General features: G+C 60.9%; 20 protein-coding genes. 6 read left to right on the forward strand and 14 right to left on the reverse strand.

Annotated elements, in window-relative coordinates; translation table 11 throughout:
* Positions 1 to 2: 2 nt before the first annotated feature.
* Positions 3 to 1,883, reverse strand: a complete 1,881-nt coding sequence (locus tag ACQ1W9_RS12550) for an SLC13 family permease (RefSeq protein WP_431023675.1) — start codon at positions 1,881 to 1,883, stop codon at positions 3 to 5.
* A gap of 204 nt (positions 1,884 to 2,087) precedes the next feature.
* Here ACQ1W9_RS12550 and ACQ1W9_RS12555 point away from each other — a divergent pair, with 204 nt between their 5' ends.
* Complete coding sequence (locus ACQ1W9_RS12555) at positions 2,088 to 4,220, forward strand: TonB-dependent receptor domain-containing protein (protein ID WP_431023676.1); 2,133 nt, start codon at positions 2,088 to 2,090, stop codon at positions 4,218 to 4,220.
* Positions 4,221 to 4,451: 231 nt separating this feature from the next.
* On the opposite strand, the gene ACQ1W9_RS12560 is transcribed toward ACQ1W9_RS12555, so the two are convergent.
* Genes ACQ1W9_RS12560 through ACQ1W9_RS12570 form a run of 3 tightly spaced genes read right to left on the reverse strand, consistent with a single transcriptional unit; the run spans position 4,452 to position 8,240 of the window.
* The gene (locus ACQ1W9_RS12560; RefSeq protein WP_431023677.1) at positions 4,452 to 5,249 is read right to left on the reverse strand and encodes an enoyl-CoA hydratase-related protein; all 798 of its coding nucleotides are present in this window, start codon (positions 5,247 to 5,249) and stop codon (positions 4,452 to 4,454) included.
* The gene (locus ACQ1W9_RS12565) at positions 5,246 to 7,450 is read right to left on the reverse strand and encodes an acetate--CoA ligase family protein (protein WP_431023678.1); all 2,205 of its coding nucleotides are present in this window, start codon (positions 7,448 to 7,450) and stop codon (positions 5,246 to 5,248) included. The genes ACQ1W9_RS12560 and ACQ1W9_RS12565 overlap by 4 nt, the downstream gene beginning before the upstream one ends.
* A 1-nt stretch (position 7,451) precedes the next feature.
* Positions 7,452 to 8,240, reverse strand: a complete 789-nt coding sequence (locus ACQ1W9_RS12570; RefSeq protein ID WP_431023679.1) for an enoyl-CoA hydratase/isomerase family protein — start codon at positions 8,238 to 8,240, stop codon at positions 7,452 to 7,454.
* 622 nt (positions 8,241 to 8,862) lie between these two features.
* Between ACQ1W9_RS12570 and ACQ1W9_RS12575 the strand changes: the two genes are divergently transcribed.
* Positions 8,863 to 9,747: a MurR/RpiR family transcriptional regulator gene (locus tag ACQ1W9_RS12575; RefSeq protein WP_431023680.1), complete on the forward strand. Its 885-nt coding sequence runs from the start codon at positions 8,863 to 8,865 to the stop codon at positions 9,745 to 9,747.
* A 277-nt stretch (positions 9,748 to 10,024) separates the two neighbouring features.
* Here ACQ1W9_RS12575 and ACQ1W9_RS12580 read toward each other — a convergent pair whose 3' ends face one another.
* Together ACQ1W9_RS12580 and ACQ1W9_RS12585 are read right to left on the reverse strand one after the other, a co-directional pair.
* Complete coding sequence (locus ACQ1W9_RS12580; RefSeq protein WP_431023681.1) at positions 10,025 to 11,002, reverse strand: NADPH:quinone reductase; 978 nt, start codon at positions 11,000 to 11,002, stop codon at positions 10,025 to 10,027.
* A gap of 90 nt (positions 11,003 to 11,092) precedes the next feature.
* Positions 11,093 to 11,680, reverse strand: a complete 588-nt coding sequence (locus ACQ1W9_RS12585; protein WP_431023682.1) for a hypothetical protein — start codon at positions 11,678 to 11,680, stop codon at positions 11,093 to 11,095.
* Positions 11,681 to 11,852: 172 nt separating this feature from the next.
* On the opposite strand from ACQ1W9_RS12585, the gene ACQ1W9_RS12590 reads away from it, so the two are divergent.
* The 4 genes from ACQ1W9_RS12590 to ACQ1W9_RS12605 all read left to right on the forward strand — a co-directional run bounded on the left by ACQ1W9_RS12590 (position 11,853) and on the right by ACQ1W9_RS12605 (position 15,829).
* Positions 11,853 to 12,605, forward strand: coding sequence for a glycerophosphodiester phosphodiesterase family protein (locus tag ACQ1W9_RS12590; RefSeq protein ID WP_431023683.1), 753 nt, complete (start codon positions 11,853 to 11,855; stop codon positions 12,603 to 12,605).
* Positions 12,606 to 12,687: 82 nt separating this feature from the next.
* On the forward strand, positions 12,688 to 13,497 hold the full coding sequence (locus ACQ1W9_RS12595; RefSeq protein ID WP_431023684.1) for a motility protein A: 810 nt from the start codon (positions 12,688 to 12,690) through the stop codon (positions 13,495 to 13,497).
* Positions 13,490 to 14,233 carry an OmpA/MotB family protein gene (locus tag ACQ1W9_RS12600; protein ID WP_431023685.1) on the forward strand — a complete coding sequence of 248 codons (744 nt, stop codon included), beginning with the start codon at positions 13,490 to 13,492 and terminating at the stop codon, positions 14,231 to 14,233. The genes ACQ1W9_RS12595 and ACQ1W9_RS12600 overlap by 8 nt, the downstream gene beginning before the upstream one ends.
* Positions 14,234 to 14,584: 351 nt before the next feature.
* The gene (locus ACQ1W9_RS12605; RefSeq protein ID WP_431023686.1) at positions 14,585 to 15,829 is read left to right on the forward strand and encodes a NupC/NupG family nucleoside CNT transporter; all 1,245 of its coding nucleotides are present in this window, start codon (positions 14,585 to 14,587) and stop codon (positions 15,827 to 15,829) included.
* A 95-nt stretch (positions 15,830 to 15,924) separates the two neighbouring features.
* On the opposite strand, the gene ACQ1W9_RS12610 is transcribed toward ACQ1W9_RS12605, so the two are convergent.
* The 8 genes from ACQ1W9_RS12610 to ACQ1W9_RS12645 all read right to left on the reverse strand — a co-directional run bounded on the left by ACQ1W9_RS12610 (position 15,925) and on the right by ACQ1W9_RS12645 (position 25,826).
* Positions 15,925 to 17,388, reverse strand: coding sequence for a cobyric acid synthase (locus ACQ1W9_RS12610; protein WP_431023687.1), 1,464 nt, complete (start codon positions 17,386 to 17,388; stop codon positions 15,925 to 15,927).
* A gap of 265 nt (positions 17,389 to 17,653) precedes the next feature.
* The gene (locus tag ACQ1W9_RS12615; protein ID WP_431023688.1) at positions 17,654 to 18,280 is read right to left on the reverse strand and encodes a hypothetical protein; all 627 of its coding nucleotides are present in this window, start codon (positions 18,278 to 18,280) and stop codon (positions 17,654 to 17,656) included.
* Positions 18,281 to 18,889: 609 nt separating this feature from the next.
* On the reverse strand, positions 18,890 to 19,504 hold the full coding sequence (locus ACQ1W9_RS12620) for a hypothetical protein (protein ID WP_431023689.1): 615 nt from the start codon (positions 19,502 to 19,504) through the stop codon (positions 18,890 to 18,892).
* Positions 19,505 to 19,996: 492 nt separating this feature from the next.
* Positions 19,997 to 22,330, reverse strand: coding sequence for an AAA family ATPase (locus ACQ1W9_RS12625; protein WP_431023690.1), 2,334 nt, complete (start codon positions 22,328 to 22,330; stop codon positions 19,997 to 19,999).
* Entirely contained in the window at positions 22,305 to 22,970 is a 666-nt protein-coding gene (locus ACQ1W9_RS12630; RefSeq protein WP_431023691.1) for an ABC-three component system middle component 1, read from the reverse strand. Before ACQ1W9_RS12630 ends, ACQ1W9_RS12625 begins: the two co-directional genes overlap by 26 nt.
* Positions 22,951 to 24,180 carry an ABC-three component system protein gene (locus ACQ1W9_RS12635; protein WP_431023692.1) on the reverse strand — a complete coding sequence of 410 codons (1,230 nt, stop codon included), beginning with the start codon at positions 24,178 to 24,180 and terminating at the stop codon, positions 22,951 to 22,953. Before ACQ1W9_RS12635 ends, ACQ1W9_RS12630 begins: the two co-directional genes overlap by 20 nt.
* 163 nt (positions 24,181 to 24,343) lie before the next feature.
* On the reverse strand, positions 24,344 to 24,814 hold the full coding sequence (locus ACQ1W9_RS12640) for a HEPN family nuclease (RefSeq protein WP_431023693.1): 471 nt from the start codon (positions 24,812 to 24,814) through the stop codon (positions 24,344 to 24,346).
* Positions 24,815 to 24,866: 52 nt separating this feature from the next.
* Positions 24,867 to 25,826: a hypothetical protein gene (locus ACQ1W9_RS12645; RefSeq protein WP_431023694.1), complete on the reverse strand. Its 960-nt coding sequence runs from the start codon at positions 25,824 to 25,826 to the stop codon at positions 24,867 to 24,869.
* Between the last annotated feature and the right edge of the window lie 42 nt (positions 25,827 to 25,868).

A 25,868-nucleotide genomic window follows, 5' to 3' on the forward strand; every position in this document is an offset into this window, starting at 1 on the left:
CGTCACAGCGGCCAGACCCACAGAATCATCGGCAGCGCCACCACCAGCACCAGCAGCGAGAGCGGCAGGCCCAGGCGCCAATAGTCGCCGAAGCGGTAGCCCCCGGGCCCCATCACCAGGGTATTGGACTGGTGACCGATGGGGGTCAGGAAGGCACAGGAGGCGCTCACCGCCACCACCATCAGGAAGGGATCCAGCGAGACCCCGAAGCCGTCGGCCAGGCTCGCCGCGATGGGCGCCATCAACAGCGCCGCGGCGGCGTTGTTGATCACGTTGGAGAGCAGCATGGAGAGCACAAACAACCCCGCCAGGGTCACCACCACCGGCCAGTCGGCGCCGAAGACCAGCAGGGTCTCGGCGATCAGCGCCGCCCCGCCGCTGGTCTCCAGCGCCTGGCCCACCGGGATCATGGCGCCGAGCAGCACGATCACCGGGCCATCCACGGCCTGGTAGGCGTCACGCAGCGGCAAGACCCCCACCAGCAGCGAGGCCAGGGCCGCCAACGAGAGCGCCACCGCCGCCGGCAGCAGGTCCAGCAGCATGGCGGCGATGGCCAGGGCGAAGATGGCCAGCGACACCAGCAGCAGCCGCGGCTGACCCAGGGTCAGGTTGCGACTGGCCAGGGGCAGGCAGCCCAGGGTACCCAGGGCCTCGGCCAGGCCCGCCTCGTCGCCCTGGAGCAGCAGCACATCGCCGGAGCGGAAGCGGATCTCCCGCAGCCGCGTCTTGAGGCGGGCCCCGTCCCGGGCCACCGCCACCAGGTGCAGGCCATGCTGATGATGCAAGCGCAACTGGGTCACGGTGCGGTTGACCATCATGGAGTCGTTGCGCACCACCGCCTCCACCAGCTGCAGCCCCTCGGTGGAGGGCGACCGGGCTTTCTCCTTCTCCTTCTCCTTCTCCTTCTTGTCCTCCTTGCCCTCGCCGTCGACTGCCGCTACCTCCCGTGGCTCGGCCGCCTCGTCCCCGGCTTCCGCCTCCTCATCCGCCGCTTCGGGCTCGGCCCCCAGGCGTAGCCCCGCCTTGTCCTCCAGCAGCTTGATCTCCTCGGGGCCGCCCTCCACCAGCAACACATCGCCGGCGCGCAGGGCGCCCAGGAAGGCGTGGCCGGGGCGACGCTTGTCATCGCGAATCACCCCGATCACCGGCACCGTCTCGCCCAGCTCCTGCTGCAGCTCGCTGAGGGTCCAGCCGCAGGCCTTGGCCTCCTCGGGCAGGCGCAGCTCCACCAGGTAATTGGCGGTATCGAAGAGCTCGTCGGCACTGGCCTGGCCCTGGCGCCGGGGCGTCAAGCGCCAACCCAACAGCACGATAAAGACGAGCCCCACCAGGGCCACCACCACCCCCACCGGGGTAAAGGAGAACATGCCGAAGCTCTCCCCGGTGACCGAGCCCCGATAGCTGGCGACGATAATATTGGGGGGCGTGCCGATCAGCGTCATCAGCCCTCCCAGCAGGGAGCCGAAGGCCAGCGGCATCAAGAGGATGGACGGGGAGGTATCGTGGGCCCGGGCCAGGCGCATGGCCACCGGCAGCATCAGCGCCAGGGCCCCCACGTTGTTCATCACCGCCGACAGCAGCAGCACCGTACCGGTCAGCACCAACAGTTGCAGCAGCAATCGCTCGCCGATGCGCAGCGCCTGTTCGGCGATGATATCCACCAGTCCCGAGCGCTCGAAGCCCTTGCTCAGCACCAGCACCGCCGCCACAGTGATCACCGCCGGATGGCCGAAGCCGAGGAAGGCCGCCTCACCGGGGACCAGTCCCAACAGCACCGACCCCAGCAGCGCCATCAGCGCCACCAGGTCATAGCGGAAGCGCCCCCAGACGAAGCCCACCAGGGTCAGCCCCAGCACCCCATAGACCAGCACGGCATCGGACACGTCCCAACCTCCCTGTCGTCAAAGGCTTAGCATGGCAGGCCCCGCCTCGCTCCCGCCACTGCTCCCGTCCAACGCTGACTCTCATGTTGCGGATTACGCAACGGACCGTTTCCCCTCCGCCCCCTGCGCCTCGGGAACTTATCGCTTTAGAATCACCACCGCATTCGATAATTACTCTCATTCAAGAAATCGACAAGGATCCCCATGCGCCTCTCGTCCCGCTCCCGCCTGGCCCTCGCCGTGGCCCTGGCCTCCGCCGGCCTGCCCGCCCTCGCCGATGAGTCGGCGCGCCTCGACAACATCGTGGTCACCGCCGCCGGTTTCGAGCAGACCCTGCGCGACGCCCCGGCCAGCATCTCGGTGATCACCCGGGAAGAACTGCAGGAGCAGCGTATCAGCAGCCTGGCGGATGCCCTGCGCAACGTGGAGGGGGTCGATGTGGGCGGCCAGGTGGGCAAGACCGGCGGCCGCAATATCGGCATCCGCGGCATGCCCAGCGACTACACCCTGATCCTGATCGACGGCCGCCGCCAGAACGCCGCCGGCAGCGTCACCCCCAACGGCTTCGGCGAGACCAGCACCAGTTTCTTCCCGCCGATCTCCAGCATCGAGCGTATCGAGGTGATCCGCGGCCCCATGTCGACCCTCTACGGCTCCGACGCCATGGGCGGGGTGATCAATATCATCACCCGCCGGGTCGACCAGGAGTGGAACGGTTCCCTGGAGGTGGAGAATACCCTCAACGAGGACGATGACTTCGGCGACAGCCGCGCCCTGAGCCTCTATGCCAGCGGCCCCCTGGTCGAGGATCGCCTCGGCCTGCAGCTGCGCGGCCGCCTCTACGACCGGGAAGCCTCGAGCCTGACGTACCAGGACGCCAATGGCGAGCCCATCGAGGTCAGCCAGCGCGGCCCCAGCCCGGTGGAGGGGCGCAACTACAACCTGGGCGCGCGCCTGACCCTGGCCGCCAATGACGATCACGACCTCTGGCTCGACGGCGAGATCAATCGCCAGCGCTACAACAACGACGACTGCCAGCTGGGTACCCTCGATGGCCGCGATCGCAGCTGCGAGCCGGACCCGGGCAGCGCCAACGGCTACGCCGATGAACTGCGTTTCGAGCGCGAGCAACTCGCCATCGGCCATACCGGGCGCTTTTCCGCCGGCACCCTGGAATCGAGCCTGATGCGCAATACCACCGAGACCCTCGGGCGCACCATCCCCGGCACCATCGGCCAGCCCTACCCCGACTTCCCGACCCTCGTCGGCGGCGCCGCCCGGGAACTGGAAACCACCAATACCGTCCTCGACAGCAAGTTCGTGATGCCATTGGGCAACCATATGGCAACGGTAGGCGGCCAGTGGTGGGATGCCGAGCTAAGCGACGGCCTGGCCACCGAGACCTTCGCGCAGACCACCTGGGCGCTGTTCGCCGAGGACGAGTGGCTGCTGCGTGACGACCTGGCGCTGACCCTGGGCGGGCGCTACGACCACCATGACGCCTTCGGCAGCCAGTTCAGCCCGCGCGGCTACCTGGTATGGAACGCCAGCGACCAGTGGACCCTCAAGGGCGGGGTCAGCCGCGGCTACCGCACCCCCTCGCTCAATGACCTGCACGACGGCATCAACGGCGTCACCGGCCAGGGCACCGTCCTGACCATCGGCAACCCCGACCTGCAGCCGGAGACCAGCACCAGCAGCGAAGTGGGCCTCCACTTCGATAACCAGGCCGGCTTCATGGCCAGCGCCACCCTCTTCCATAACCGCTTCGACGACAAGATCGCCGACGGCGGGGATATCGTGGTCAGCGGCGACCCCTCGATTCCCGATGGCACCTACGCCCAGCAGGTCAATATCGACGAGGCGGAGACCCAGGGGGTGGAGCTCTCCGCACGCCTGCAACTGGCCCCGGCCTGGCACCTGAGCGCCAACTACACCTTTACCGACAGCGAGCAGAAGAGCGGCGAGAACGCCGGCGACCCGCTGACCGACACCCCGGAGCACGCCGTCAACGCCACCCTGCGCTGGCAGGCCAGCGAGCGCCTGAGCACCTGGCTCGCCGCCGAGTACCGCAGCGAGCGCTATCGCAACCGCTCGCGGGTCCGCGGCGCGCCCTCCTATGACGACCTGGGAGACTTCAAGGCCTACAGCCTCTTCCATCTGGGCGGCAGCTATGCCGTGGCGGATAACGTGACCCTGAGCGCCACCGTCTACAACCTGCTCGACAAGGACTTCGTCGACTACCGTGCCTACGACGGCGGCAACAGCTACGGCAATGTCTACGCCAATAGCGAGGAAGGCCGCCGCCTCTGGCTCTCCGCCCGCTTCGAGTTCTGATCGCGTCCGACTGGCTTACTCGCATCGTTTTTCCCCGGCTAATATGCCGGGGCTTTTTCGTTGCTCATCGCTCTTTGGCGTGAATACACAGTGGGAGCGCGGATTCCGCGCGATATCGCCCGAAGGGCGATTTTGGCAAGCACCAAGGCGCCTGGCGGCGCCAATCGTTCGGCAAAGCCAAACTCCCACAATAGCTAGTCGGAGATAGGCCATGTCGCAGTATCACTCGAGCTACTTGGCCAGCTTCTCCAGCATGGCGTTGACCGCGTCCAGGTGCTCCGGCTCGTTATGGCACATGCCCTGGAAGACCGCGCAGAGGTCGAGGAAGTCCTTGAGCTCGGTGCGTTGCGCCAGCTTCATCAGCCGCTTGGTCAGCCGCGTCGCCTTGGGGGGCTGGGCGGCGATACGCGAGGCCAGCTCGTTGACGCGGTCCATCAGCGCCCCGGGCTCGACCACCTCCAGCACGATGCCGTACTCCCTGGCCTCCTCGGCGTCGATCACCCGGCCGGAGAGGGTCAGCTCGAAGGCGCGCTGGTAGCCGATCAGCCGCTGCATCAGCCAGGCCCCGCCGTCGCCGGGGATGATCCCCAGGTTGAGGAAGGTCTCGCCGAACTTGGCCTTGCGGGAGGCGATGCGGATATCGGCCATATTGGCCAGGTCGAAGCCGGCGCCGATGGCGGGGCCGTTGACCGCGGCGAGGATCGGCACCTCCACGGCGGCCAGCGCCAGGGGAATGCGCTGGATGCCGCGGCGGTAGCGCTCCGCCACCTCGGCCACGTTGCCGGCGAAATCGCCGCCCCGCTCCGCCATGTCCTTGACGTTGCCGCCGGCGGAGAAGGCCGAACCGGCCCCGGTGATCACCAGCACCGAGACCTCGTCGCAGGCGTTGGCCCAGTCGGCGGTGGTCACGATATCGTCGATCAGGGCGGTGCCGGTGAGGGCGTTACGCACATCGTGACGATCCAGGGTCAGGGTGGCCACCCGGTTCTCCAGGGTCAGGCGGGCATCGGTCAGGGTCGGCAGGGTCATGCGAGGCTCTCCTTGGTGCGGGTTGTCGGGTCGGGCGAGGCGTCGGTCCCTTCCTTCGCCACGATAACCCGGGCGTCCACCACGGCGTAACCCGAGGCATAGGCGATCACCGGGTTGAGGTCGAGCTCCTGAATCTCCGGGTAGGCCTCGACGAGCTGGGAGATACGCAGCAGCAGCTCGACCAGGGCCGATTGATCGATGGCCGCGCCACCGCGCACCCCCTCGAAGATCTTCTTGGCCTTGATCTGCGCCACCATGGAGCGAGCGTCATGGCGGGACAGCGGGATGGCGCGGAAGGCCACGTCCTCGAGGATCTCCACGAAGATACCGCCCAGGCCGAACATCAGCACCGGCCCGAAGATGGGGTCGCGGCTGACGCCGATGATCACCTCCACCCCCTTGGCCGCCATGGGCGTGACCAGCACGCCCTCGATCTCGGCCTCGGGAGCATAGGCGCGACAGGAAGCGAGGATGGCGTCATGGGCCTCGCGGAGCGCCGCCTCGCCTACCAGGTCGAGGCGCACCCCGCCGGCATCGGACTTGTGGAGGATATCCTTGGAGACCACCTTCATCGCCAGGGGCATGGTGCCGAAGTGTTCGGCCACCTCGGCCAGCTCCACGGCGTCGCGCACCAGGCGCTCCTCCGGCACCCGGATGCCATGGACGGCCAACAGCGCCTTGGCCTCCGGCTCCAGCAGGTCGCGTCCCTCGGCCCGGGCACGGCTGAAGGCCGCCTCGGGTTCCGGCAGCCGCGCCACCGCCTCGGGGCGGGCGTGATCGGCGGCCAGGTAGGCGCCCCGCTCGCCCAGCGCCGCCAGGGCGCGCACCGCATGCTCGATGGAGTAGTAGACCGGCAGCCCCGCCTCGTGGAGGCGACGCAGCGCTGGCGGCTTGATCGGCGCATAGAGGCTGTAGACCACCAGCGGCTTGTCGACGCGCCGGGCCAGCTCGATCATCGACTCGGCGCCGCGCATCTCGTCGCCCAGCAGCGAGTCGGCGAAGCGGATGCTGTAGCCGCCGAACATGCCCACCAGGAAGACGCTATCGACCCCCGCGTCCTCGGCGAGGATCTCCATGCAGCGGGCCAGCACCAGGGGGTCGGCGTCGCTGCTGCCGGCCACGTCCACCGGGTTGGCCAGGGACGCCTGGGGGAAGAGGATCTCGGCCAGCCGCGCCCGGGTGGTCTCGGAGAGCGTGGCCAGGGTCAGCCCCGCCTCGGCCAGGCGGTCGGCGGCGATGGTGGCCTGGCCGCCACCGTCGGCGAGCACCGCCACCCGCTTGCCGCGGGCCTTCTGCAACAGCTCCAGCCCCTCGGCCACCGGCAGGATCTCATCGGAGTACTGCACTACGCTAACTCCGGCCTGGCGCAGCAGGTCGACGGTCATGGCGTAGCTGCCGGCGAGCGCCCCGGTGTGGGAGCTGGCGGACCGCTGGCCGGCCTCGGTGGCGCCGGACTTGTAGACCACCACCGGCTTGGCGGCGGTGACCTCCCGGGCCACGTCGAGGAAGTGGCGGCCATCCTGGAAGCCCTCCACATAGAGGGTGGCCACCTGGGTATGGGCGTCCTCGCCCAGGTAGCGCAGGTAGTCGGCGAAGCCGATATCGGTCTGGTTGCCCGGCCCCACATAGGTGCTGAAGCCGACCCGGCCATTGTGCTGGGCCTCCAGGGCCAGGGACAGCAGCATGTTGCCGGACTGGGAGACGATGCCCACGCCCCCCGGCCTGACGTTGTCCAGGGCCAGCAGGTTGAGGTTGTGGTGCAGGTTGAAGACCCCGGAGGTGTTGGGGCCGATCAGCCGCACCCCCACCTCCCGGGCCACGGCGAGCAGTTCCGCCTCCAGGGCGGCGCCGGCCTCGCCGGTCTCGCCGAAACCGCTGGCGAGGATCACCGCGCCCTTGACGCCCGCGGCACCACACTCGCGAATCAGCCCCGGCACCGTGGTCGCCGGGGTGCAGATCAGCGCCAGGTCCGCCGGCCCCGGCAGCTCGCCGAGGGAGGCGTAGGCCTTGGCCCCCATGACCTGCTCCACCTTGGGGTTGATGGGGTAGATGGCGCCCCGGAAGCCCTGCTTGACCAGCCCCACCATGGCCTTGTAGCCGCGCTTGGTGGGATCCTGGGAGGCCCCCACCACGGCCACCGAGCGGGGGGCGAGGAAGTCGTGCAGCGGGCTGCGGCTGGACAGGTGACGTGCGCGATTCATCTCAGCACCCCTTGAAGTTCGGTGAGCGTTTCTCGGCGAAGGCGTCCACGCCCTCCTGCCAGTCGGCGGTGGTGGAACAGCGGAAGACCGCGTCCAGCTCCTGCTGCAACTGGCTCTCCAGGCTCTCGTGGCTGCCCTGGTTGACCAGGCGCTTGAGCATGGCCAGGGAGATGGGCGCCTGGCGGCTCAGGGTCTCGGCCAGGCTCAGGGCCTCGTCCATCAGCGCCTCGGCGGGCACCGCCTGGCTGGCCAGCCCGAGGCGCGCCGCCTCGACGCCATCGATGCGCGCCCCGGTATAGAGCAGGCGCCGGGCCTGGCCCAGCCCCACCAGCTGGGGCAGCAGCCGGGAGACGCCGCCGCCCACGCAGGTGCCGATACTGACCTCGGGGAAGCCGATCTGGGCCGCCTCGCTCATCACCATGAAATCGCAGGCCACCGCCATCTCGGCGCCGGCCCCCAGGGCATAGCCGTTGACCGCGGCGACCACCGGCAGCGGGCTGCGCAGGATCGCCTCGCAGACATCGTTGCCCAGCTGCAGGTATTCGCGGCGCTGGTGCAGGGTGCGGCCGGCCGCGCCATGCTCCTTCATATCGGCGCCCACGCAGAAGGCGCGCCCCTCGCCGCTCAGCACCACCGCGCGAATCTGCGGATCCCGCTCGGCCTCGGCCAGGGCCGCCAGCAGCTCCCGATAGAGCGGCTCCACCACCGCGTTGAGGCGGTGGGGGCGATTGAAGCGAATCACCATCACCGCCGCCTGGCGCTCGATGATCAGGGTCTCGGGGCGTTGCATCGTCTCTCCTCGGCAGGGCCTGCCTGGGCATGGCGAGATAACATCGAGGCCGTCGGTCGCCACTGCCGGCCGGCCTCGCGGAAGATGAAACATCAGTGCCAGTAATAGATAAATAGCGACACATCCGTTTCTTCGACGCATGCTACGGGGAGTCCCAGGGGCAAGTCAATACGTTTGTGTCGTATAAAAATACAGAATGAACCATACGTATCATTGATAAGGAAAAGCGGGGCATCGCACTTTGGCGTGAATACACGGTGGGAGATTCTATGTTGCCCCTCAAGCCGCCACCGCGGTTTCCGTGGGAGCGCGGCGGTCCGGCGTCCCGGGTCCGCGCGATATCGCCCGAAGGGCGATCCTGATCGGCAGCCAAGGGCGACTTCGTCGCCCAATCGCCGAAGCGTCGGACCGCCGGGGAGCCGGACTCCCACAACACCAGTGGCCAACCAAGCCTTCTCACTATTGCCCTTTCTGGGTCTCCTTCAAACATACAAGCCTGCTTCAGCAGCGGTCCGACGTCTCGGCGATGGACTAGGTGAGCGCGCCGGCTTGCCAGGCGCCCTTCGCTACGCCAGCATGGCAGCGCCTATCGGCGACGGCGCTGTCTACACGAGGTAATTGGATGCAAGAACACTCCCCGACATCCCTGGACGAGGTCAATCAGGCCCTGGCCGCCTGCTACGCCGAGCTCAGCCCCCAGCTCAAGCTGGCGGCCAACTATGTGCTGGAACAGCCCATGGAGATCGCCTTCCAGTCGATCCGCAAGTCGGCCACGGCGGCGGAGGTGACCCCCTCCACGCTGATGCGCCTGGCCAAGCGGCTGGGCTTCGACAGCTACGAGCAGTTCCGCGAGATCTTCCAGTCGGCGGTGCAGTCCGGGCCCATCGAGCTCTCGGGGCGGGCCTCCAGCCTCAAGGCCCTGGCCAATACCGACGACCAGGTGTTTCTCGATGTGGGGGATACCGCCTTCGACAATATCGGCCGGCTCTTCACTACCGATACCCAGGCCAAGGTGCGCGAGGCGGCCGAGCGCATGCTGGCGGCCGGCAAGGTGGCGGTGGTGGGCTTCCGGGATACCTTCGCCTGCGCCTACCACTTCGCCTACGTGGGGCGCATCGCCATGCCCAATATCCAGTTGATTCGCGGCCAGGAGGGGGGCCTGCTGACGGAGCTGGCGCCCTTCGGCGAGGGCGACCTGGTGGTGGCGATCGGTTTCGACCCCTACTGCGCCGAGACGGTGCGCGCCCTGGAGATCACCCGGGCCAACGGCGTCGATGCCATCGTGATCACCGACACCCTGCGTTCGCCGCTGGTGCCCGGCGCCGCGGTGACCTTCAATATCGCCACCGCCACGCCCCACTTCTTCCCGTCGATCCTCTCCGCCATCACCCTGATCGAGGCGATCCTCGCCGAATGCGTGGCCTACGGCCCGGAAGCCCTGGTGGATAACGTCACCACCTTCGAATCGCGGATGCGCGCCCTAGGCGCCTACGTGGAGCTGGAATAACTCCCCGGCTGCGCCGAGAGCTGGAAGCGTGAAGCCACGGCATGGCCGATCTCCGGCTTGCTATTGTGGGAGCTTGGCTGTGCCGAGCGATTGGGCGACGAAGTCGCCCCTAGTGGAAGCCAGGATCGCCCTTCGGGCGATATCGCGCGGAATCCGCGCTCCCACGGCGGCATTCACGCCAGAGTGCGAAGAGCCAAAGAAAAAAACCGCCTCCGAGGCAAGACCTCGGAGGCGGTTTTTTCTTCTAGCTTAAAGCTCCGGACACAGCCCGGGCGAATTACGGCAACAGAATGGTCGAGCCGGTGGTCTGGCGGCTGGCCAGGGCCTCCTGGGCCTTGCCCGCCTCGGCCAGGGGGAAGCGCTGGGCGATATCGATGGTGATCTTGCCGCTCTCCAGCATGGCGAAGAGCTCATCGGCCATGGCCTGCAGCCGCTGCGGGGTATCCGCATAGCCGTTGAGGCTGGGGCGGGTCACGAACAGCGAGCCCTTCTGGTTGAGGATGCCCAGGTTGACCCCCTCCACCGCCCCCGAGGCGTTACCGAAGCTGACCATCAGCGAACGCGGCTTGAGGCAGTCCAGCGAGGTCTCCCAGGTGTCCTTGCCCACCGAGTCGTAGACCAGATCGCACATCTCGCCATGGGTCAGCTCGCGCACCCGCTCGACCACATCTTCCTTGGTATAGTCGATGGTCGCCCAGGCGCCGTTCTTCTCGGCCAGCGCCGCCTTCTCCGGCGAACTGACGGTACCGATCAGCTTCACGCCCAGGGCCTTGGCCCACTGGCAGGCGATGGAGCCGACGCCGCCGGCGGCGGCGTGCCAGAGGATCGTCTCGCCGCCCTTGAGCTCATGGGTCTGGCGCATCAGGTACTGCACGGTGAGTCCCTTGAGCATGCAGCCGGCGGCGGTCTCGAAGTCGATGGCCTCGGGCAGCCTGACCAGCTTGGCGGCGGGCAGGGTATGCAACTCGGCATAGGCGCCCAACGGGCCCTGGGCATAGGCGACGCGATCGCCCACCGCCAGGTGAGTCACCCCCTCACCCACGGCGTCCACCACCCCGGCCCCCTCGGTGCCCAGCCCCGAGGGCAGCGACGGCGCCGGATAGAGGCCGGTGCGGAAGTAGATATCGATAAAGTTGAGGCCCACCGCGGCGTTCTTGACGCGCACCTCACCGGGGCCCGGGTCGGCGGGGGGAACATCGGCGAACTCGAGCACCTCGGGACCGCCGGTGCGGGAAAACTGGATACGCTTGGCCATGGGAATATCCTTAATGGGCTAACGACTGTCCTGGCTATGCAACCGCCGAATGGCCCGGCGGTCAAGTCACGGCAGGTGACTCGGCGAAACTCAGGTCAGGCACTCGGGAAAACTGGCCAGGCCCTGCACGAAGCGCTCCTTCTCTTCCTCGAAGCCCTTGGTGTCGTGCTTGAAGCGGCGCAGCACCTCGGCGTCATCGACCGCGATGGGCGCCCCGGCCTCGGCCAGGGTCGCCGCCGGATGGCGCGCCCCCAGGCCGATGCGCTGCCCGTCGCGACCGGCAAACCAGCGGCTGATGCCGCAGTCGCGATAGAAGGCCTCGGCGTCGGCATCCTCGGCCTCCACCCGCAGCGGGGCCTTGGTGGCCAGCTCGGTGATCAGGGCACGGCGCGGCGCCTCCCGATCGTCTGGCTCCTCATCGCCGTCCAGGGCGCAGCTCAGGGTCAGGGTCATGCCCTGGCCGGCGGCATCCAGCACCAGCAACGCCAGGGCCTGGGGGCGACCCGCGCCGTCCACCGCCGCCAGCAACCGCGCGGCTTCCTGGGCGAACAGCACCCGGCGGGTGGCGGCGAAGCGCACCAGGGGGGTCAGCCCCGCCGCCTGACCATAGACCTCGGCACACAGCCGCGCCAGGCAGGCATCTCGGGGGGCGCTCTCGTTGAGTTGTACGACTTTCATCACTGTCTCGCTTGCGGGCCGCGTTCACGGGAAAAGCGCGCAGCCTAGCATATCCGCCCCCGCGACGGTCATCGGGCCGTCATCCGAGGGAATTAAGGTAGGCTGCGAAGGCGTCGCCGAAACGGCTACACTGGCGACGCATCTTCCGGCACTCCTGCCCAGAGGCTAGCCCATGACCGCTACCGCGTCCCCTGCCCTGCCCCAGTTGATCGCCCACCGCGGGCTCTCCGCCCATGCCCCGGAAAACACCCTGAGCGCGGTGCGTGCCGCCCACGCCAATGGCATCGACTGGGTCGAGCTGGACGTGCAGCTGCTGGGCGACGGCACCCCGGTGATCTGGCACGACCGCGGCGTGCGGCGCTGCTCCAATGGCCGCGGCGGCCTGCACAAGCTGGACCTGGCCGCCGCCAAGACCCTGGACGTGGGGGCCTGGTTCGGCGAGGCGTTTCGCGACGAGCGCATGGCGACCCTGGAGGAGATGCTCGAACTCCTGCTGGCCCGGGGCATGGGCCTTAACCTGGAGCTCAAGGTGTGCCGCGGCCGCGATCCGGTGGCGCTGGCCGAGGCGGTGATCCCGCCCCTGCTCGAGGCCCTGCCCGCCGAGCGGCTGATCGTTTCCTCCTTCGACACCCGCGCCCTGGAGAGCGCCCGCGCCCTGGTGCCGGACCCCGAGCGGCTGCGCCTGGGCGTGCTCTTCGAGAAGATCCCCAAGGCCTGGCAGGCCGAGGCCGAGCGCTTCGCCGCCTTCAGCCTGCATGCCGACTGGACCCGCCTCAAGGCCGAGCGGGCCCGGGCGATCAAGGCCGCCGGCTACCGGCTGCTCTGCTATACCGCCAACGACCCGCGGGCCTTCGCCCCCTGCTGGGACTGGGGGGTGGATAGCGTGATCAGCGACGATCCCAGGCGCTTCTTCGCCACGACTTGATCCAGATCAGGTCTGGCGCCTCAACTTCCCCGCTCCCTTGCCGATAGTCCGACTATCGATCCCTGCGCAATGGAGTGTGTTCATGAACCCCTCGACGATCATCGGCATCCTGGTCAGCAGCCTGCTGCTGGCCAGCGTGTTGCTGTTTACCGCCGAGTCGCCGCTGAGCTTTATCAACCTGCCGGGGCTGGCCATCGTCATCACCGGCACCCTCGCCGCCACCTTTATCAGCTACCCCTTGAAGGAGGTGGTGCGGGTGGTGCGCCTGGTGGGCATCGTCTTCCGTCGCGAGAACACCTATATGCGCGACGATATCCAGGAACTGGTGGCCATCGCCCGACTCTGGTTCAAGGGCGACGTGCGTGCCGTGGAGGCGGCCCTGGACAGGACCCGCAACCCCTTCCTGCGCACCGGCATCCAACTGGTGATCGCCAATACCAAGGAGGAGGAGATCCTCGACCTGCTGCGCTGGCGCATCGCCCGGCTGCGCGCCCGGGAACAGGCCGAGGCGCAGATCTTTCGCACGATGGCCACCTATGCCCCGGCCTTCGGCATGATCGGCACCCTGGTGGGCCTGGTGAACATGCTGGAGGTGATGGAGGCGGGTCAGTTGGAGGTGATCGGCCCGCGCATGGCGGTGGCCCTGCTCACCACCTTCTACGGCATCCTGCTGGCCAACCTGGTGTTCAAGCCCATCGCGGTGAAGCTGGAGCGGCGCACCGAGGAGCGCCTGATCGCCATGAACATGGTGCTGGAAGGGGTCTCGCTGATCAGCAAGCGGCGCCTGCCCTCCTTTATCGAGGAGACCCTCAACTCCTTTATCGCCCATCACCACGACGAGATCCGCGACCAGGGGCGCATCGATCCCGACGAGGCTCACCAGAATGGCTAAGTTGCGCTCCCTGAAGGGGCGTCCCGAGGCCCCGCCCCCGCCGCCCCCCACGCCGCCGACCCAGTCGGCGACCCTGCTGCCCCAGCACGCGCCGGGTGACGGCGGTGAGGGTGAGGGTTGGCTGATCAGTTACCTGGACGTGCTGACGCTGCTGATCACCCTCTTCGTGCTGCTGCTCTCCATGACCAGCCTCTCGTCGGGGGAAGCCAGCAGCGAGCCCAGCGCCCCGCGTTTGACGATTCCCGCCCTGCAGGCCGCCGACCGGGTCGCCGGCCCACTCGGCAGCGGCCTGCTGCACCGTGAACAGGCGGGACGCGAGCCGGTGGCGCAGCTCGATCTCGAGGGGGTCAGCGTGGCCGAGACCGAACAGGGCATCACCCTGCGCATCGACGACCAGCTGCTCTTCTCCAGCGGCGACGCCACCCTGACCGGGCCGGGCCGCGAGCTGCTCTCGGGGCTGATCCCGACCCTGGAGAGCTTCCCCGGGCGCCTCTCGGTGGAGGGCCACTCGGACAACGTGCCCATCGCCACGGCGCGCTTCCCCTCCAACTGGGAGCTCTCCACCGCCCGGGCCAGCGCCGTGCTGCGCGACCTGGAGCGCCAGGGCATCGACGCCACGCGCATGCGCGCCATCGGCTATGCCGACACCCGCCCCCTGGCCGACAACGCCAGCGCCGAAGGCCGCGCCGCCAACCGCCGCGTGGAGATCCTGCTGCATACCCAAGCGGCCGACTAACCTGGACCCCAGTGGGCCGGGCTTGTCACCGGGGTGGTGGGAGATTCTATGTTGCCCTCAAGCCGCCACCATGGTTTCTGTAGGAGCGCGGATTCCGCGCGATATCGCCCGCAGGGCGATCCTGGTCGGCACCCAAGGGCGCCTAGCGGCGCCAATCGCTCAGCGAAGTCGGAACGCCGAACCGTGAGCTCCCACAAAAACCGCCGGCCAAAGCCAGCCCCCTCCCCGCTAATCCAGCGTTGAGGCATGGGTGACGATAGGCGAATAGGCTAGCCATAGCTGCAATCTCGCGCGATTTTGCGCTAAGGTACGCGCCCTTCATCCGCTCTCCCTGGTCAACTGGAGCCTCCCATGCAAACCCTGATGGGCCTGGTCGGTGTGCTTACCGTCCTCTTACTGGCCTTCCTGCTCTCCGAGAATCGCCGCGCCATCCGCCCACGCACCGTCTTCGGCGCCCTGGCCATTCAGGCGGGGCTCGGGCTCTTCGTGCTCTATATCCCCTTTGGCCAGACCCTGCTGCTGGGCCTGACCCAGGGCGTCCAGGCGGTGATCGACAGCGCCCAGGCGGGCATGAACTTCATGTTCGCCGGCCTGGTCAGCGACCAGATGTTCGAGCTGTTCGGCGGCGGCGGCTTCGTCTTCGCCCTGCGGGTGCTGCCGATCATCGTCTTCTTCTCCTCGCTGATCGCCGTGCTCTACTACCTGGGCATCATGCGCTGGCTGATCAACCTGATCGGCGGCGCCTTGCAGAAGCTCCTAGGCACCTCGCGCACCGAATCGCTCTCGGCGTCGGCCAATATCTTTGTCGGCCAGACCGAGGCGCCGATGACGGTGCGTCCCTTTATCGGCGGCATGACCCGCTCGGAGCTGTTCGCGGTGATGGTGGGGGGCCTGGCCTCGGTGGCCGGTAGCGTGCTGGGCGGCTATGCCGCCATGGGCATTCCCCTGGAGTACCTGCTGGCGGCCTCCTTTATGGCGGCGCCGGGGGGGCTGCTAATGGCCAAGATGCTGGTACCGGAGACCCGCACCCAGACCCAGGGCATCGATGAGGTGCTGGAGACGCCCAAGGAGGAACAACCCGCCAATGTAATCGAGGCCGCCGCCAATGGCGCCGCCTCCGGGGTACAGCTGGCCATCAACGTGGGCGGCATGCTGCTGGCCTTTATCGCCCTGATCGCCCTGGCCAACAACCTGCTGGGCTGGGTGGGCGGCTTCGCCGGCTACGGCGACCTGACCCTGGAGCTGATCCTCGGCTGGCTGTTCGCGCCCATCGCCTTCTTGATCGGCATCCCCTGGGAGGAGGCGGTGCTGGCCGGCAGCTTTATCGGCGAGAAGATCATCCTCAACGAGTTCGTCGCCTTCGCCGACCTGGCCACCCGTGAGGGCGAGCTGAGCCCGCATAGCGAGGCGATCGTGGTCTTCGCCCTGTGCGGCTTCGCCAACCTGGGCTCCATCGCCATCCTGATGGGCGGCCTCGGGCTGATGGCCCCCAACCGGCGCAGCGATATCGCCCGCCTGGGGCTCAAGGCGGTGGCCGCCGGCACCCTGGCCAATCTGATGAGCGCCGCCCTGGCCGGGCTCTTCCTCTCGCTCTAGGCGAGTCCTCCAGTAAGCCCTTACCTACGCACAAGGCCCGCCAAATGGCGGGCCTTGTGCGTTCGGCAGTGCAAGTGATGGTTCGGTCAGCCCGGCTAGCGGGATACCAGCGCCTCGATGGCCACCATATCCAGATGCTCCTCCAGGCTATCCGCCAGCCGGTCCAGGTCGCGCTGACGATGGGCGGCATAGTCCGGGGTATCGACCAGGGCATCGCCCTCGCCCTCCAGCCCGCAGAGCGCCAGCAGAGCCGCGCAGGCCTCGGCCTGATCGAAGAGGCCATGCAGGTAGGTGCCCAGCACCTGGCCATCGTCACTGATCGCGCCATCGGGGTGCCCATCGAGCTCGCACAGCGGCCGGGCCAGCGCCGGCCCCTCGCTGACGCCATGGTGGATCTCATAGCCGGCCAGCGCCGCCCCCGAGGCAAGCAAGTGCCCACTGACGTTGCGCAGCTGCTTGGCCGCGCCCATGCGGGTCGTGAAGTCGAGCAGCCCCAGCCCCTCGCTGCTGCCGGGCGGGCCGTCGCGGCCCTCGGGATCCTCGATGACCCGCCCCAGCATCTGGAAGCCGCCGCAGATCCCCAGCAGCTTGCCGCCATAGCGCAAATGACGCCGGATGGCGCTCTCCCAGCCCTGGGCGCGCAACCAGGCGAGGTCCGAGCGGGTACTCTTGCTGCCGGGCAGGATGATCAGGTCGGCGGGCGGTATCGGGCGATCCGGCCCCACGAAGGTGAGCTCCACCCGCGGATGCAGCCGCAGGGGATCGAAGTCGTTATGGTTGCTGATCCGCGGCAGCGCCGGCACCACGACGCGCAGCGCCGGCTCGCCGGCCTGGTGGCCCGACAGGCCCAGGCTGTCCTCGGCGTCCAGCAGCAGGCCCTGCAGGTAAGGCAGGGTCCCCAGCACCGGCTTGCCGGTATGGTTTTCCAGCCAGTCGAGCCCCGGCTCGAGCAGCGCCAGGTCGCCGCGGAATCGATTGATGATAAAGCCCCGGGTGCGTGAGCGCTCGCTCTCGCTGAGCAGCGCCAGGGTCCCCACCAACTGGGCGAAGACCCCGCCCCGGTCGATATCCCCCACCAGCAGCACCGGGCAGTCCACCGCCTCGGCGAAGCCCATATTGGCGATATCGTTGGCGCGCAGGTTGATCTCCGCCGGGCTCCCCGCCCCCTCGGCGATGATCACGTCATAACGACTCGACAACGCCTCCCAGGCCGCCAGCATCGAGACCTTCGCCTCGCGCTTGTAGGCGTGGTAATCCAGGGCATCCATATGGCCATGCACTTGGCCGCGCAGGATCACCTGGGCGCCCCGGTCGCTCTCCGGCTTGAGCAGCACCGGGTTCATATCGCTATGGGGCGCGACGCCCGCCGCCAGCGCCTGCAGCGCCGTGGAGCGGCCGATCTCGCCGCCATCCACCGTCACCGCGCTGTTGAGCGCCATATTCTGCGGCTTGAAGGGCGCCACCGACACCCCGCGCCGGGCCAGCACCCGGCACAGCCCCGCCACCACCGTGCTCTTGCCGGCATCCGAGGTGGTGCCCTGGATCATGAGTGTCGCCATGCGAATTGCCGCCCCCCGCTTCTGGTCAATGCCTGTGCTCCTGAAAGGGCACTAAGGTACCACTTGCCGCTCCCCCAGCGGAGGCCCCGATAAGAATCGAATCAGCAACCGAGCGCCACGCCGCCAGGGTTCAGACATTGAGAGAAGGCATGTCCCGAGGTACGCAGGCCGCCCAAGAGGGGCGAACCTGTCGCCAGTCCGAGGCGAAGGAGGAATGGTAAAAATGGCTGAGATGATCGGACATATGCGAGATTTAACGTGGAAGCTAGCCCGCGGGCCCGCTGCAGGTGGGCCCGTCGGGTTCAGCGGCTGGTTGGGCTACGCTAAGATATGCCAGCGCATCACGCTCCCATGCCTCTATTGCATCTTGAAGCACTTGATGCGCACTTCCGAGTACATTGCCCTCAGCAGCTACAACATCCGCTTTGAACTCAGCCTGCTCGGGCCTCTCAATCTGGGTTGTGACGTCAAACGCACCAAACGAGATGGAAGCAATCGACTCCTGCGGCATTGACACCCCGACGCCGCCAATGGTGGCGAAATGACCGGATCGGCTGTTATCGAGCGAGCCGTGCTTAATCCCGTTTGCGACATCGGAAACCAATAGGAGAGGCATGCTGCCATTTGCAATTTGTTCAATCTGTCTCGGGTCTTTCCCACGGAGCCTCGCTTCTGCTTTGAGGTAATCCTTCATCGCCCACACCCAAACAAATGCATTAAGAAGCTCATCCTCAAGCTGGGTGAGGGACTTGATCCCGTGAACATGATAACGGTGCTCTTCTCCATTCTCGAAGGTATGAGACTGCGTCCAGTTTTCTCCAGTGTGGGCGCTGACTGCGCTCAGTGCCCAGCGGATGCGATCTTGAATGCTACGTAGTTCGTGAACCTTCATGATTGTGGCGCCCAACGCCCAGTGCAGCGGAAAAACTGGAGCGAGGAACGAGCAGAAATTTGATCCGCCTGCCGCTGCTTGTTAGGCGCTATGTCCATGGCAATGCCGCGGCCGGCCCATAAATGTGCTCGTTACTAAAGTAACACTGCGTATATCCATTAGGCCCATAGATATGGCCATTGCTGATGTAGAACTGACTATAGCCACTGGGCCCATAGATGTGGCCACTACTAATGTAGAACCGGGTATAGCCAGAGCGGCCGTATATGTGGTCATTGCTGACATAGAAGCCGGTGTACATTTAATTTCCTCTTTACGCCTAACGAGGCTGTAGAAAAAGGTAAGAGCCTTTCAAAAGCCTCGAATCGATCAATTTTTGCACTGATTTTCGTGCTCTCTCGTAAAATCTAGACCAGTTCGCATCAGAAGCCCGGCCAGATTTCGCGTACGAGCGTGCTCTTCTAAAGTGCATGGACTTTTGCTACAGCCTCAACGCCCGCAACAGCGGAATATTTGGTGTGGATTGTTTTACGGTAGAGTAGCGCAAACCGAAAAACAAGGAACGGAAAATAATTCCGACTGTTTGCGATTGTTAGGGCTGCCAGACACCTAGTATTTCTCGTGGGCCGCGAGGGAGGCTATATGCCTAACCTCGTTTGCATTGCTTTTAATGCGGCAAGCCTCTGACTCGAACTCTTCGATCCTTTCAATACCATCTTCGTCACGAAGTTTGGTGACAGCTATGACCAGACGAAAAAGTACCCAAGCCGCATCAATAGCTAAATCAATAATATTCTCATCAACTTGAGCATCACCGGCCTCTCGATTACGAACTTCGCCGTTCCAACCCGGATTGCGAATGAACATTGCCGTACCCCCGAGCGGGACTAGGTATCCATGGAACAAGGAGTGGCGATAACTCATAAGATCGATTGCTGCTGTTGCTGCGATCCCAAGGACCTCATTTGCCTTTGCGCTCAGCTCATTGCTACCACTGGCAAGAATGCCTACCCATTTATGGGCCGATGTTTTGTCAGTTGACGGCCTATTGCCTTCAACTTCTTCCTTTTCGAGGGTCCACACAGCACGCTCAAGATGCGATTCGAACATTCCCCAAGCAACAGCGAAAACGCCGATTTTTTGTTGTATTTCAATCGAAATCCCAAGCTCTTGGATTTTTGCGGTAACGAACAAGGCATTACGTGTATGCTTCGGTAATTCCACTCACCCTCCTAGAGCCCTAACGAGGCTGTAGCAAAAGGAACGAGCCTTTCAAAATCCTCGAGTTGGTCAATTTTTGCACTGCTTTTCGTACTCTCTCGTAAAATCCAGACCAGTTCTCATCAGAAGCTCGACCAGACTTCGCGTACGAGCGCGACCATCTGAAGCACATGGACTTTTGCTACAGGCTCAACGCTTTGCTCACCGGTAAATTTCGAGCGCAGCGAGTAATTTATCCGCGTACAGCAACTTATTATACGTGATCTGCACCATCATCGCCATGCCCACATCCGCCCAATTGCGGACATTATAACCAACTCGTTTATCTCCCAAAACTATCCAGATCCAGCTTCTTGACTTCTTTTCCTTGTCAATCCTTGGCCTACTTTCCTTAGTCTGACGTAAGCATACTGATAGCGGACACCTCCACGAGGGTCAACTTATCTAGATTACCATCACGAAAACCCAGCTCTGCCAGGTAGCCACAAGCGGCTTTTACCAAGTTTCTTTCGCCAAGAGCTGCATATTGAGCGAACTTGTTTTCAAACCTGCCCTGTTGAACCGGTAGCGAATATAGGCCGAGATATCGTCCTCATGCGAGGAGACAATCAACTGGCATTGCTTGAGTTCGCAACGTAGCAGGTCGGTCAAGGAAGCAACGTTGATTTCATCCAGAGATTGCGACGGATCATCAATCAAAATGAGAGGCACCTTAGCATAGACCTTGTTGAGTGACAGAAAGAATGCAAGGCTAAGAGCGGACACCTGACCAGAACTCATGGACATGACTGCGTCGTGCTCAGACTTCTCGGCAGTCAGAAATCTCAACTGTGTACCTTCTCGGCTCTCGATAAATAGGCCCAGACCACGCTGGTAGTTTTGGATCAGTCGGCCACTATAGATATGGAATATCAGCTCAATAGCCGAAATTGTCTGGTCGGTATACCTTTGCTCTGTTTCCTTCAGTGTGTCGCGGAGCTTTTTGATTTTATCTTGTGCTTTTTGGGCCGCTAGGGTTTCTTTTTCGATAAGTTCAAGATCGGAAATACAGGTTTGGAGCCTGGCATTTTGAGCCTCGTTAGCTTTAATCGATATGTACTGCTCTTTATCCCTCAAGTCTTCAGCCGTGATCATGTAGAAGTCCTGTAGGTCTTTGAAGGCGCTTCTTGTTGTTTCTCGCCAGTCCTCCGGCAGCGCTAAAGCATCAGCTTCAATCTGTTTTTTATTCCTTAGAGTCGTTTTGAGCTTTTCAAGTCGCTCGTTTACTACGTCATCACTTTCCGTAAATGAGTCAGTAAATTGAATATTGTCGCTTTTCAGCTTCTCCATTAGCTGGGTTATTGCTGGGAGCCGAAGCTTAATCTTGGTCAGCTCTGCATGAAGATTTGGTTCAAATGTAGGCCTGAGAACGTTCAAGCTGTCTTGGATATGGGTGTCGATGCGCTTCAGCTCAGCATCCATAGCAGCGATAATGTCAACTAAGTCCTTACCGCCCTTGCTTAGTGATTCAGAGATCTGCTTAGTTCTTGCTTCAATAGCAGCCACCATTGACTTGTGATCTTCCCAGTCCGTACCACAAAGAGGGCACAACTGATCATCGGGATAGGACTTCTTATGTTCATCAATCAACAGACTTTTAAGGCGTTCCAATTCGGCTATGACGTTCGCATTGGCGCTGCTTTTATCACGTAGGCTGTTTCGGGATTCAATTTGTAACTCAAACCACTCAAGGCGCCCATCCGCCCAGTTTGGTAGTGATTGAGCTTCTTCGACCTTAATCATCGAGGCTCCGCGCTTGATGATAGCCGCTGAACGCTCCAGTTCATCAATCCGCTTCTTGATTGCTTCAAGCCCATCAAGCTTATCAAGATCTTTACCGAACTGAGCCAAGCTTCTCAGAGATTCTTCGTTACGTTCGATGTCGGCCTCGATTGCCTCGTTGTGAACCCTAGTTTTTATCGTGGATTTGAGCGGTAGAAGGGCAATAATTTTTCGAACTGATTCCTGGCAGGCAGCATGATCTGCCGCTGAGTACGTTGAGAATAGGATCTCCTTGTCCCATATTGGTTGGACATCAGTCGTGGAGAGTTTTTTGTACTCAACGTTACTTGTCTCTGCCTGCAATGTGCTTTTTAAGCTGGTTATCTCTTCTTTTAGTGATAAAGCTTTTCCCTTACGTTCAGGATTGTTGATGTACTTTGTGAGTTTGCTGTATAAGGTGTTGCAGCTTTCGATCTCGGATTCGATGTCGCTGATATTAAAGATGTTTCCAAGTTTATCCTTGCGTTCATCTACCCGAGTGTGTAGCAGCCGGTTCTGTCCTTGCTCCAGATAGTTCAGGAAGGAGAAGTTTTCCCTAAAGTTTTTTCCGAAAACTTCGTCAAGAAAGCTATTATCACGCTGATTTGTTACGGTGAAGTCAGATGATTCAAATTCCGGCAGCTCGTAAAGCTTAAAGTTTTCATACTTGTCTGCACGATTGTTCGCTGGTTTTTTGAATATCGCAGCTGGGCAATGCCTTGCTAAAATAAGTTTACGCTCACAATTAATGAATTCAATTTTAATGCAGAGATCGTTCTCGCCGGAGCGGTTGTTCCAGAAGAGATTGTCAGCGTAGTCCCTTTTGTTCTTGGTTAGTAAAGTAGAGAATAGGTTTTGTATTCGATTGATTTGGCCAGTGAGCAGCAGTTCAATGGCGTCGAATATGCTGGTCTTACCATAACCGTTCGGGCCGTCAAGAGTTAGCAAGGACGACTCACCAAGATTCAAGTAGATATGCTTGAATGCTTTGAAGCTAGATACTTCAATCTTGGATATTTGCCAGTTCATTTTTAATCATTCCCTTAATCACTTCGTCGGCGTTTGCGTTTGTGACTTGCTGAATAGTCGAATACGTATCGCTCAAGCCTGCTTCTGCAACGGCCTCAGTTGCTTGCTGTCTCAAGGACACGAGGTTTCCTTGATGACTAGGTAGCTCCAAGAAAGGAAACTTGATAAAGGTCTTGGCAGCGAAGCTGTATTGTGAAGCTTCAAGAGGGTTTTCTTTATAATTAAGAAATTCCTTTTTGTCAGCAATCACAGATACCAGTTTGTTGTATGTGAAATTAGTGAGTGCACTTTCTTCCGCAGCACTGTAATAAAGGACATATTTTTTATAAAAGTGCGGATCTTCTTCGATTGCGAAGATATCTTCTTCTTGATCCTTGAATTCGGCCAGAACGTTAAGGCGATGAATGCAAATTAAATCGCAGTTTTTCTTGAAGCTTGGGTTTCTGAGAAATTCCTCAGGAGCAAGGTGATTGATTTGGCTATTCAGCTCGGCAGGTGTAGTGAGCTCATCAAGATTATGTACTACTGCGAATCTGATGGCAGATCCGGAATCACGAATATAAAAGCTTGTGGTGTCCAATTCGCGCATATTCACAAAGCCATGAGCAACAAGTGCTTCATCAATGAGTTGCTTTATCATTTAGTCGACCCTCCGCGTCGTCTTTTGTCATTACACTAATGCATAGCGGCTTGGTGATATTGCTTTCAAGCTTTTCAGTGGCCTGCTTGTTGTCGAAGTCATCCGAGCTTGTGAATTTTGTATTAAAGGTGAATGAGGTTTCCGCTTTGCTTGCAATTAGATGGTTGTAGTCAAAAAGTAGTATCAGCAGATCTTCGTTGTTTTTCATTTCGCGAATCATGTCAGACTCACACTCTTCTACTTCATCTACGTCAAGAGCGGTAGGTACGTAGAATCGATTCTCTCCGTCGAGATAGTGTGGGAGATGGTTAAATATGGGTTCCGCCGAAATAGCTTGGATGAGCTTAGTGTATCGCCTGATGTCGTTCGTCTGAACGTCTTGAAACCGCTCAGAGGGCTTCATCATCTGACATAAGGTTTTCAACTCGTTGACATGGGTTTCGCGAATGTGCTCGCACAGACGCCGGGCTCTCTCATAGGTGGCATCACTCATTGTTGGTAGTGCCTGATCCAGCCTCTCTTCTAGATGAGTTTGGAGTCTTGCCTTTAGATCAACTGCATAGTAATCCCTATTCTGATAGGGGTTTTGGGTCAGAAGGTCCTCTAAGATTTCTGTGGCCTTGATACGGTCCTCGTATGCGGCTCTTTTTCCTGATATTCCGTCAACTTGATTTAACTTATGGATATGTATTGCCTTGGTACTGATTTTTTCTGACAGTAAGCAGTAGTTGAAATTTATAAGATTATCACTGACAGTGATGGACTGTTTCTCACATATTTTTTTTATGAGTTCTTTGGTCAACCCTTCAATTTCACCCAGCCCACAATGATAGCTGTCTCCGTAGCAGTAGAATTCTACCGTTTCTCCGCTTGCGCCTATATGATTTTCTGTGTTTTTTAAAGGGACGGATACATGGAAGTAGCGCTTAGTTCCCTTGATTTTATCGTGTTCGATTAAAGTAGACTGTTCTAACGCCTTGGTGTATCCACTCCGGTAGTCACTTATCTTCGCTTTGACTTGATGGGCTGTGTGTAGTTTTCCATTTTTATAAATAGCGAAGTCGTCACTACTGTCTAGCTGAAGCTCGAATTCCAAGTCGTCATCGTGAATAAGCTTGAGAGAGTGATATAGTGCAACTTTCCCTTGGTAAACAAAACCGCTCCAGGAGGATATGGCGCTGGCCGGGTACTTCTCTTCTTGTTGGCTCACATGAACTCCTTTCACTGGGATCAACATGATCGTTCCTAATGACCGCTTTGGGTCGCAAGCGGACTTTGCACGACCATCGTATAACGCCTGGGCTCAGCCGCCGGTTTGGAGCGGCAGCGGAAAACCGGTCGGCTGCAGCCCCTGGTTATCCTGGTTATGAGCCTCAACCTCTATGATCACGCATATTCTCCAAAAGCCGAGCCGAATAATATTGTAAAAACGGAAATATCTCGGCCGCTCTAAATCTAGCAATTATTTCGGGTTGGTTTCCCGACCCTTTGAATTCAACCCAATCAATCAAGCGCTCTTCGCAGTCCGAGATAACCTCGATATCAAAATGGGCTACTGAGTGTCTTAGATTTTGGATCAACCCCTTCAAGTCGCCTATTGATTCATCAATGAAGGAATCATTGAGCCCCATTTCCCGGCGGTTTTGTTCATCAAAGCCAATTCTCGGGATGTAGGTAATCACTCGCTCTTTCGGCATAACTATCAGGCCGAGTAAGCAATTGATTGTTAGAGTGTAATTCAATTGCTCCCTGAAAGGGAGATCTTGAATCAGATCCGTATACTGCCCAATCAGGCGAATCGTTCTCTCAACAAAATCCGACTCCAAATCAGAATAGTTACCCATAGGTCACCATTGCTCATAACGCCCGCGTAATAGGCGCGAGCTTGCGAGCGTCCTAATTGACGCGTTTGTTAGGTTCATCTTGCTCAGGATATTGAACACTTACTTTAATAATTGAAATATACGGCAAAGTTTCGAATTCAATAAGATCACCATTTGAGCCGTCAGCTTCAACATCGACCTGCGGATTTTGCGAAAAGCGTTTATGAACAGCGAAAGAGCAAGTATCCGAAGAATAATGGCGTTGCTGTCTATCATATCCTTTCATTTCTACGCCTTTATATTTGTTCTCTAAATCCAACACCATTCGTGACCACTCGCACTTAGTAGGTGCAATGATTTCTCTTCCAATACCACTACCGTTGTACATCCCCAACACTGCTTCCGTTAAACCCTGCCCAACAACCATTTCATTGGATGTTTCCCTTTTTGGCCAAGTTACATGAAATGGTGAGTAGTTAAAAACAAAGTCGATAAACCGGCAGCGCTTTTTTGGCATCAGCAAAAATCGAGCACAATCTGAAAGGCCTTCCTTTACGCTTGAATCTAATAAATACCGTCCAATTATTTTAGACCTCTTACTTACGCCAGTATTTAATGTTAGCTCATCGTTCCTATCAAGCTTCTCAAATAACGATCGCTCTTTCTTTGTAGAATTACCGCTATCAATCTTCCTAGGATGAACAGTGTTCTTGCCTTGTAGCAATATGCCTTTTCTACAAACCCTATCGCCCTTATGATTCAACTCTTCAACTATATAAAGTAAGTCTGCCAATTCACACTTAACTTCCTTAGTTCTAGCTTTTGCAGTCGCTTGTGGTGTGCCATCAATCCAGATAGAATTTATTTGTACGCGACATGGTCGATGATGAAGTTTATTAAATTCAATAACTCTCTCCGCGAGTACATTTAAATAGTCCCTATGATGCAGATGGCGTAAAGCCCACCGTTCTAAAGAGCGCCCCTTCTGTAGCCTTTTAATCCAAAACCAGTACAACCAATCAGAATATTGCACATACTCTCCTGTGAACCTAACGCTTAGGCTCAGGGGCGGCGG

Source organism: Halomonas sp. H5 (assembly GCF_050613175.1).
Taxonomy (GTDB): domain Bacteria; phylum Pseudomonadota; class Gammaproteobacteria; order Pseudomonadales; family Halomonadaceae; genus Bisbaumannia; species Bisbaumannia salifodinae.

Bases quoted from the DNA above. Each gene is read 5' to 3' on its own strand.
- ACQ1W9_RS12555 (WP_431023676.1), top strand. From the start codon at position 2,088: ATGCGCCTCTCGTCCCGCTCCCGCCTGGCCCTCGCCGTGGCCCTGGCC.
- ACQ1W9_RS12560 (WP_431023677.1), bottom strand. From the start codon at position 5,249: ATGACCCTGCCGACCCTGACCGATGCCCGCCTGACCCTGGAGAACCGG.
- ACQ1W9_RS12565 (WP_431023678.1), bottom strand. From the start codon at position 7,450: ATGAATCGCGCACGTCACCTGTCCAGCCGCAGCCCGCTGCACGACTTC.
- ACQ1W9_RS12570 (WP_431023679.1), bottom strand. From the start codon at position 8,240: ATGCAACGCCCCGAGACCCTGATCATCGAGCGCCAGGCGGCGGTGATG.
- ACQ1W9_RS12575 (WP_431023680.1), top strand. From the start codon at position 8,863: ATGCAAGAACACTCCCCGACATCCCTGGACGAGGTCAATCAGGCCCTG.
- ACQ1W9_RS12580 (WP_431023681.1), bottom strand. From the start codon at position 11,002: ATGGCCAAGCGTATCCAGTTTTCCCGCACCGGCGGTCCCGAGGTGCTC.
- ACQ1W9_RS12585 (WP_431023682.1), bottom strand. From the start codon at position 11,680: ATGAAAGTCGTACAACTCAACGAGAGCGCCCCCCGAGATGCCTGCCTG.
- ACQ1W9_RS12590 (WP_431023683.1), top strand. From the start codon at position 11,853: ATGACCGCTACCGCGTCCCCTGCCCTGCCCCAGTTGATCGCCCACCGC.
- ACQ1W9_RS12595 (WP_431023684.1), top strand. From the start codon at position 12,688: ATGAACCCCTCGACGATCATCGGCATCCTGGTCAGCAGCCTGCTGCTG.
- ACQ1W9_RS12600 (WP_431023685.1), top strand. From the start codon at position 13,490: ATGGCTAAGTTGCGCTCCCTGAAGGGGCGTCCCGAGGCCCCGCCCCCG.
- ACQ1W9_RS12605 (WP_431023686.1), top strand. From the start codon at position 14,585: ATGCAAACCCTGATGGGCCTGGTCGGTGTGCTTACCGTCCTCTTACTG.
- ACQ1W9_RS12610 (WP_431023687.1), bottom strand. From the start codon at position 17,388: ATGGCGACACTCATGATCCAGGGCACCACCTCGGATGCCGGCAAGAGC.
- ACQ1W9_RS12615 (WP_431023688.1), bottom strand. From the start codon at position 18,280: ATGAAGGTTCACGAACTACGTAGCATTCAAGATCGCATCCGCTGGGCA.
- ACQ1W9_RS12625 (WP_431023690.1), bottom strand. From the start codon at position 22,330: ATGAACTGGCAAATATCCAAGATTGAAGTATCTAGCTTCAAAGCATTC.
- ACQ1W9_RS12630 (WP_431023691.1), bottom strand. From the start codon at position 22,970: ATGATAAAGCAACTCATTGATGAAGCACTTGTTGCTCATGGCTTTGTG.
- ACQ1W9_RS12640 (WP_431023693.1), bottom strand. From the start codon at position 24,814: ATGGGTAACTATTCTGATTTGGAGTCGGATTTTGTTGAGAGAACGATT.